Source organism: Micromonospora inaquosa (genome assembly GCF_003857055.1).
GTDB lineage: Bacteria > Actinomycetota > Actinomycetes > Mycobacteriales > Micromonosporaceae > Micromonospora > Micromonospora inaquosa.
Window position 1 is genome coordinate 1 of record NZ_QGSZ01000277.1, and the last position, 7586, is coordinate 7586.

Sequence of the window (7586 nt, forward strand, 5' to 3'; positions counted from 1 at the left end):
GGGGGCCTGGGGGTTAGTGGGCTCCCAGGTGGGCCAGGAGGTCCTGGCGGGTCAGGACGCCCTTGGGCTTGCCGTCGACCAGGACCAGCGCCGCGTCGGACTTCTCCAGCAGGCCCACCGCCTCGCTGACCGGCTGACCACCACCGATCATCGGCAGCGGGTCGCCCATGTGCCGCTCGATCGTGTCGTGCAGGTGGGCCTGACCGGTGAAGAGCGCGTCGAGCAGGTCCCGCTCGGCGATCGAACCGGCGACCTCACCAGTCACCACGGGCGGCTCGACCTTGAGCACCGGCAGCTGCGAGACGCCGTACTCGCGCATGTAGTCGATCGCGTCGCGGACGGTCTCGGTCGGGTGCACGTGCACCAGCTCGGGCAGCCCGCCCGGCTTGCTGGCCAGCGCGTCGGCCACCGTCGGCTCGGCACCGGAGTTGTCGAGGAAGCCGTACCGGGCCATCCACGAGTCGTTGAAGATCTTGGAGAGGTAGCCCCGGCCGCCGTCGGGCAGCAGCACCACCACCACGTCGTCCGGGCCGGCCCGGCGGGCGACCTCCAGGGCGGCGACCACCGCCATCCCGCAGGAACCGCCGACCAGCAGCCCCTCCTCGCGGGCCAGTCGCCGGGTCATCTCGAAGGACGCCTTGTCGGAGACCTCCACGATCTCGTCGGCGACACTCCGGTCGTACGTCTCCGGCCAGAAGTCCTCGCCGACGCCCTCCACCAGGTACGGCCGGCCGGTGCCGCCGGAGTAGACCGAGCCCTCCGGGTCGGCACCGACGACGCGCACCCGGCCCTCGGAGGCCTCCTTGAGGTAACGGCCGATGCCGGAGATGGTGCCCCCGGTGCCGACGCCGGCCACGAAGTGGGTGAGCTCGCCGTCGGTCTGCTTCCACAGCTCCGGGCCGGTCGTCTCGTAGTGCGAACGCGGGTTGGCCGGGTTGCTGTACTGGTTGGGCTTCCAGGCGCCGGGGATCTCCCGGGTCAGCCGGTCGGAGACGTTGTAGTACGAGCGCGGGTCCTCCGGCGCGACAGCGGTCGGGCAGACCACCACCTCGGCGCCGTACGCCCGAAGCACGTCCTGCTTGTCCTGGCTGACCTTGTCAGGGCAGACGAACACACACCGGTAACCCTTGAGCTGGGCCACCAGGGCCAGCCCGACACCGGTGTTGCCGCTGGTCGGCTCGACGATGGTGCCGCCGGGCTTGAGCAGACCGGCGGCCTCGGCGTCCTCCACCATCCGCAACGCGATCCGGTCCTTCACCGAGCCACCCGGGTTGACGTACTCCACCTTGGCCAGCACGGTGGCCTGGATGCCCTCGGTGACGTTACGCAGACGCACCAGCGGGGTGTTGCCGATCATGTCGACGACGTTGTCGTAGTACTGCACGGTGTGCCCTTCGTTGCGGCGCCGGCGGTGGCGACCGGGAAGACGTTTCCTCGTCGCCCAGCGTACGTGTCGTCAGGGCACCAACCCCCCGGGGATGACCGAGCTGCGACGGGCCTCCCACTCCAGGAAGCGATCGGTCTCGGCGAGCACGCTGCCGGCCAACCACGTGACCATGACCGCGTCGTCGGCCAGCCCGAAGATCGCCAACGGGATCTCCGGGAGCAGGTCGATCGGCGAGACGATGTACGCCGTCGCCGCGGTCATCAGGGCCAGCCGAAGGCCACCGTCGTACTCCCCCTTGGCGGTGGCCCGGATCATCCGGGGCAGCGCGGCCAACCGGGTGCCGATCGACGGCCCCTTGCGCGCTCCGGCCGCCAGTGCCCGCGCCAGGGCCGTGAACGCCGCGCTGCGCTTCAGTGTCTTACCCATCGTCGCGCTCCTCTCCGCCGGATCAGCGTGGCGGGTCGGCGCAAGTCGGCCGGCCTCCCCCACTCAGGTACCCCGTCGCGTCGGTTTCCAGGCACCCGGGTGCCGTCACGACGACAGCGGGGTGTCGGGCCAGCGCGATAATGTCGCGGTATGGGGGTGGCAGATTCCGTCGTACCCGGTAGTGAACGCTGGCGGCAGGCCCGGCGGTTCGTCCGGCTGGCAGCCATCGGGACAGGCGCCACCGCGGCGGCCGTGGTGGCGACCGGCGGGGTGCTGCTCGGCCAGGCCCGCCAGGCTCGACGGACCATCCCGATGGCCGAGGCGCCGCCACCCCGCTGCGATGGGATGTACGGCGCGAAGTTCCCCGGTCCGGCGCTCACCATGGTGGTGCTCGGCGACTCGTCGGCCGCCGGCTACGGGGTGCACCGTCGGCGGGAGACGCCCGGTGCGCTGCTCGCCACCGGCCTGTCCCGCCGACTGCACCGACCCGTGCGGCTGCACCGCTTCGCGGTGGTCGGCGCCATCTCGGCGGCGCTGCGCCACCAGGTGGAGGCCGCGCTGGAGTGCCGACCCGACATCGCGGTGATCCTCATCGGCGGCAACGACATCACCAACCGCACCCCGCGCGGCCTGGCGGTGCGCTACCTGGTCGAGGCGGTGCACACCCTGCGCGACGCCGGCTGCGAGGTGGTCGTCGGCACCTGCCCCGACCTGGGCGCGATCCGCCCGATCCAGCCACCTCTGCGCTGGCTGGCGCACCGCTGGAGCCGCCAGCTCGCCGCCGCCCAGACGGTGGCCGTGGTCGAGGCGGGCGGCTGGACGGTCTCGCTCGGTGACCTGCTCGGCCCCCGCTTCGCGGCCGAGCCGACCCGGATGTTCGCCTGGGACCGGTTCCATCCCTCCGCCGAGGGGTACGCGATGGCCGCTGCCGCGCTCCTACCGACGATGCTCTCCGCCCTCGGCGCGATCCCGGAACGACGGGCCACACCGACGCGCCGCGACGGCGTACGGTCGCTGCCGGAGGCCGCGCAGGAGGCGGCTCGACACCCCGGCACGGAGGTCAGCGGCGTCCAGGTGCGGGGCCGCGACCGAGGGCCGGCCGGCCGGTGGGCGCAGCTGCGCCGACGGGCGTTCTTCGGTGTCGGCGCGGTGCCGCAGCACGGGTCCGCCTCGGACACCTCGACAGTGGAGGGACTGGCATGAACGAGCGCAGCGCGCGGAGCGTTACCTCCGGCCTCGCCGGCCGGCTGGGTCGGGCGGCGGCGTTCTCGCTGCTCGCCGGCACCGTCGGGGGTGCCGCCGTGCTCGCCGGTGAGGCGTTCGTCGCCCGGCACCGGCGCTACGCCCAACCGGAGCTCGGCCTGGCCCTGCGCGCCACTGTCGGCCGGGCGGGCGCTCCTCCGCTGCGACTGGTGCTGCTGGGCGACTCGTCGGCGCTGGGTGTGGGTGTCGAGCGTCTGGAGGACACCATCGGTGGGCAGTTGGCCAACCTGCTCGCCGAGGGCCCGACCGGCCGCCGGGTGCAGTTGTCCAGTGTCGGCGTCTCCGGGTCCCGCTCGACGGACCTCGCCACCCAGGTCGCCCGGGCCCTGCTCGGTGAGCGGCCCGACGTGGCGTTGATCCTGATCGGCGCGAACGACGCCACCGGGCTGCGCCGGCCCTCCGACGCGGCTGCCTATCTGGGCGCGGCGGTGCACCGGCTGCGTGAGGCGCGTGTCGAGGTGGTGGTGGGGACGTGCCCCGACCTCGGGGCGGTGCGGGCGATCGCGCCTCCGCTGCGCCAGGTGGTCGGCTGGTCCGGGCGTCGGGTGGCCCGCGCGCAGACCACCGCCGTGTTGCAGGCCGGCGGCTCGGTGGTGGACCTGGGCACCGAGACCGGGCCGGTGTTCCGGGCCGACGCGGGGACGCTCTGCCAGGACGGCTTTCACCCGTCCGCCGATGGCTACCGGGTGTGGGCGCACGCGCTGCTGCCCGCCATCGTCGCCGCGGCGGCGGCCACCACCCGGCGCTAGATCGTCGGCGGCCAGGGGTGACATTTCCCGCCGTGCCGGCTTCTTCCGCGCCAAGTTACCGGCGGGTTAACGTTGGTCCATGCCGATTGAGTCGTCCCGCGACGCCGTCATCGTCGCCACCGCCCGCTCCCCCATCGGCCGGGCGCACAAGGGTTCTCTGCGCGATGTCCGCTCCGACGACCTCGCCGCGACCATCGTCCAAGCCGCTCTGGACAAGGTCCCCGCGCTCGATCCGACCACGATCGACGACCTCTACCTCGGGTGCGGCCTGCCCGGCGGCGAGCAGGGCTTCAACATGGCACGGGTGGTGTCCACCCTCCTCGGTCTGGACACTGTCCCCGGCGCCACCCTGACCCGCTACTGCGCCTCCTCGTTGCAGACCACCCGGATGGCGATGCACGCGATCCGGGCCGGCGAGGGCGACGTGTTCGTCTCCGCCGGTGTGGAGATGGTCTCCCGCTACGCCCGGGGCAGCTCCGACGGGCTGCCGCCCGAGGCGCAGGCCCTGGTCGGCGGCGGCTGGGAGAACCCGCGTTTCGAGTCGGCCCGCGAGCGCTCGAAGCGCCGCGCGCAGGGCGGCGCCGAGGTGTGGACCGACCCGCGCGAGGCCGGCGAGCTGCCCGACATCTACCTGACCATGGGGCAGACCGCGGAGAACCTGGCCCAGGTGTACGACGTCACCCGCGCCGACATGGACGAGTTCGGCGTACGCAGCCAGAACCTCGCCGAGAAGGCCATCACCGACGGTTTCTGGGCCCGGGAGATCACCCCGGTCACCACGCCGGACGGCACCGTGGTGAGCACCGACGACGGGCCCCGGGCCGGCGTCACCCTCGACGCGGTCGCCGGTCTGAAGCCGGTCTTCCGCCCGGACGGTCGGATCACCGCCGGCAACTGCTGCCCGCTCAACGACGGCGCTGCCGCCGTGGTGGTGATGAGCGCCCAGCGGGCCGAGGAACTCGGGCTCACCCCGCTGGCCCGGATCGTCTCGACCGGTGTGACCGCCCTGTCGCCGGAGATCATGGGGCTCGGGCCGGTCGAGGCGTCCCGGCAGGCGCTGCGCCGAGCCGGTATGACGATCGACGACGTCGACCTCGTCGAGATCAACGAGGCGTTCGCCGCGCAGGTCATCCCCTCCTACCGCCAGCTGGGCATCCCGGAGGAGAAGCTGAACGTGATGGGCGGCGCCATCGCCGTCGGCCACCCGTTCGGCATGACCGGCGCCCGGATCACCGGCACCCTGCTCAACGCCCTGGAGTGGCACGACAAGACCATCGGCCTGGAGACCATGTGCGTGGGCGGTGGCCAGGGCATGGCCATGGTGCTCGAACGGCTCAGCTGAGCCGAGCGGCCCTCAGAGCGCGCTGCGGGTCGCCGTCACCTCGGCGGCGGCCCGGGTCAGCGCCTCGGCCCCCGGGTCGGCGGCCAGCAGGTCCGCCGTGACCACCCGCAGCTGGTCGGGCAGGGCCAGGTCGTTGTCGAGCCGGGGCACCACCCGCCGGGGCTCCCCCTCGGCGTCGGCGGCCAGGTTGGCGATCTCCTGCACCAGGCGGTGCACCAGATCGGCGCGGGACACGTTGCCGGCGGTCGCGGCCGCCGCCCACCGCGGCTGCTGCCAGTGCGCGATCTGACGGACCAGCAACTGCACGGCCTTGGCCAACTCCGCTGCGCTCATCGCCGCCGAGTCTACGGCCGACACCGGACCGCACCGGGTCGGGCCGGTCAGCGGCGCAGGTAACTGAGCAGCCGCAGCAGCTGCCAGTAGAGAAAGACCAACCCGGTGAGCAGACCGAACGCGCTCAGCCACGCGTACCGACGGGCTCGGCCGTCGCGCACCGAACGCTCGACGAGATCGAAGTCGAGGATGAAGCTGAACGCCCCGGCGATGATGGCCACCACCGAGAAGGCGTACGGCAGCCAGCCGACCTCCCCGCTGACGCTGTAGACGGCCAGGCCCGGCCGCCCGCTGATCAGGTACGACACCAGGTTGACCACGCTGAGCACGGCGATGCCGAGCAGGGTGCCGATCACCAGGCGGGCCAACCGGGGCGTCGCCCGGATCACCCGGGCCCGGTACAGCGCCGCCATGCCGAGGAAGACGCCGAAGGTGCCGGCCACCGCCTGCACCACGATGCCCGGATAGACCTGCTCGAAGGTGCGGCTCGCCACCCCGAGCAGCAGGCCCTGAAGGATGGCGTAGCCGACGATCGGTACCGGGTTGGTGATCCTCCGCAGGGAGATGACCAGGACCAGCGCGATCGAGGCGAGCGCGCTGCCGGCCAGCGCGGCGCCCAGCCACACGGCGTCGGGGATCACCGCCCAGGACACCGCCGCGGTAGCGCCGGTCACGAGCAGCAACCCGACGGTACGGACCACCACGTCGTCGACCGTCATCGGCTCGACGTCCCGGGAGCCGAGCACCCGGGCCTCCACGCGGCCGGTCTCGTCCAGCCGGTTGAGCACCGGGTTGTTGCTGCGCACCGCCGCCTCCTTCGCCCTACCCCTCGCAGTCACTCTGCCCCGGGCGGACCGGCGGTGGCGGGCAAACGGCGCGGACGACGGCGCCCGCCCCCACCGGAGTGGGGACGGGCGCCGGTCGGCAGTGCGGACGAGGTCAGTCGTCGCCCTGGAAGTAGCTCAGCAGGCGCAGGATCTCGATGTAGAGCCAGACCAGGCTGACCAGGATGCCGAACGCGGCCACCCAGGAGTAGCGCTGCGGCAGGCCCATCCGGACGCCGTCCTCGATCTCCTTGAAGCTGAGCACGAAGCTCAGCGAGGCGACCACGATGCAGACCAGGCTGAAGCCGATGGCCAGCGGGCTGCCGTCGCGCAGGCCGGTGTTGACGCCGAACAGCGCCAGCACCAGGTTGATCATCATGACCGCGAAGAGGCCGGCCATCACCGCGATCATGCCCTTGACGAAGGCCCGGGAGGCCCGGATGATCTTCGCCTTGTAGAGCATCGCCATCAGGAAGAAGATGCCGAAGCTGGCCGCGGCGGCCTGGAGCACGATGCCGTCGTAAGCCGTCTCGAACGCCTTGCTGACCATTCCGACGAAAACGCCCTCGACGACCGCGTACGCGATCACGAGCGCCGGGTTGGCCATCCGGGAGAACGAAATGATCAAGCCGAGGACCAGGCCGACGACCGCCGCGCCGATCCAGGCCGTACCGACCAGCGCGTCAGGCACGAGCACCCAGGCGGCCGCGGCGGTGATGCCGAGGATGCCGAGCAGAGCGACAGTCTTGACGACCACGTCGTCGACGGTCATCGGCGCCACGGTCGGCGGCGCGGCCGGGTAACCGGCCTGGGACGGGTACTGCTGGGGAATGCCGGGCTGTCCGTACGGCCCGGCCGGGGCGTACCCGGCGGAGCGCTCCCGCTCGGCCGCTTGGCCGAGCCGGGCGAGCACCGGGTTCGAGGTCTTCACTGTCTGGCCTCCCTCAGGGGGTCGTTTGCACGTGAACGTGCCCTCCAAGAGTAAACGGCACAGCCAAGTCCTGGAGATCACGAATGAGAATGGGTGAGTTGATCGGTGCCCGGGGCGGGGGTCGAACCCGCACGCCTTTCGGCAGCCGCTTTTAAGGCGGCCGTGTCTGCCTTTCCACCACCCGGGCGAGTGGCACCGGCGCGCCGACACGCCTGGTGCAGTGTCACCGTAGCCGGTCTGCGGCGACCCGGCGTACCCCGTCGGCCTGGCCACATTAGGGTCGATGCCGTGAGCAGCGCAGCCCCCACGGCCCCCGACGCCGCCCCTGAGC

7 protein-coding genes, 1 tRNA gene and 1 pseudogene are annotated in these 7586 nt (G+C 72.3%); 3 read left to right on the forward strand and 6 right to left on the reverse strand.

The window, feature by feature from the left end; translation table 11 throughout:
- Positions 1-13: 13 nt before the first annotated feature.
- Together DLJ59_RS25700 and DLJ59_RS25705 are read right to left on the reverse strand one after the other, a co-directional pair.
- Positions 14-1384, reverse strand: coding sequence for a cystathionine beta-synthase (locus tag DLJ59_RS25700; protein WP_124775315.1), 1371 nt, complete (start codon positions 1382-1384; stop codon positions 14-16).
- Positions 1385-1456: 72 nt separating this feature from the next.
- Positions 1457-1813, reverse strand: a complete 357-nt coding sequence (locus tag DLJ59_RS25705) for a YkvA family protein (RefSeq protein WP_124775317.1) — start codon at positions 1811-1813, stop codon at positions 1457-1459.
- A 150-nt stretch (positions 1814-1963) separates the two neighbouring features.
- On the opposite strand from DLJ59_RS25705, the pseudogene DLJ59_RS25710 reads away from it, so the two are divergent.
- From DLJ59_RS25710 to DLJ59_RS25720, 3 genes and pseudogenes are all read left to right on the forward strand, one after another.
- A pseudogene (locus DLJ59_RS25710) lies at positions 1964-3027 on the forward strand (SGNH/GDSL hydrolase family protein); the annotation flags it as partial.
- Entirely contained in the window at positions 3013-3825 is an 813-nt protein-coding gene (locus DLJ59_RS25715) for an SGNH/GDSL hydrolase family protein (protein WP_124775321.1), read from the forward strand. The pseudogene DLJ59_RS25710 and the gene DLJ59_RS25715, both read left to right, overlap by 15 nt.
- A gap of 79 nt (positions 3826-3904) precedes the next feature.
- Entirely contained in the window at positions 3905-5167 is a 1263-nt protein-coding gene (locus DLJ59_RS25720) for an acetyl-CoA C-acetyltransferase (RefSeq protein ID WP_124775323.1), read from the forward strand.
- A gap of 12 nt (positions 5168-5179) precedes the next feature.
- Here the strand turns inward: DLJ59_RS25720 and DLJ59_RS25725 are convergent, their stop codons facing one another.
- From DLJ59_RS25725 to DLJ59_RS25740, 4 genes are all read right to left on the reverse strand, one after another.
- Positions 5180-5500 (reverse strand): hypothetical protein, encoded by a 321-nt coding sequence (locus DLJ59_RS25725; protein WP_124775325.1) that lies wholly within the window; start codon positions 5498-5500, stop codon positions 5180-5182.
- 47 nt (positions 5501-5547) lie between these two features.
- Positions 5548-6306: a Bax inhibitor-1/YccA family protein gene (locus tag DLJ59_RS25730; RefSeq protein WP_124775326.1), complete on the reverse strand. Its 759-nt coding sequence runs from the start codon at positions 6304-6306 to the stop codon at positions 5548-5550.
- A 133-nt stretch (positions 6307-6439) separates the two neighbouring features.
- Entirely contained in the window at positions 6440-7255 is an 816-nt protein-coding gene (locus DLJ59_RS25735; RefSeq protein ID WP_124775328.1) for a Bax inhibitor-1/YccA family protein, read from the reverse strand.
- A 106-nt stretch (positions 7256-7361) separates the two neighbouring features.
- Positions 7362-7442 (reverse strand) — tRNA-Leu (locus DLJ59_RS25740).
- Positions 7443-7586: the final 144 nt, after the last annotated feature.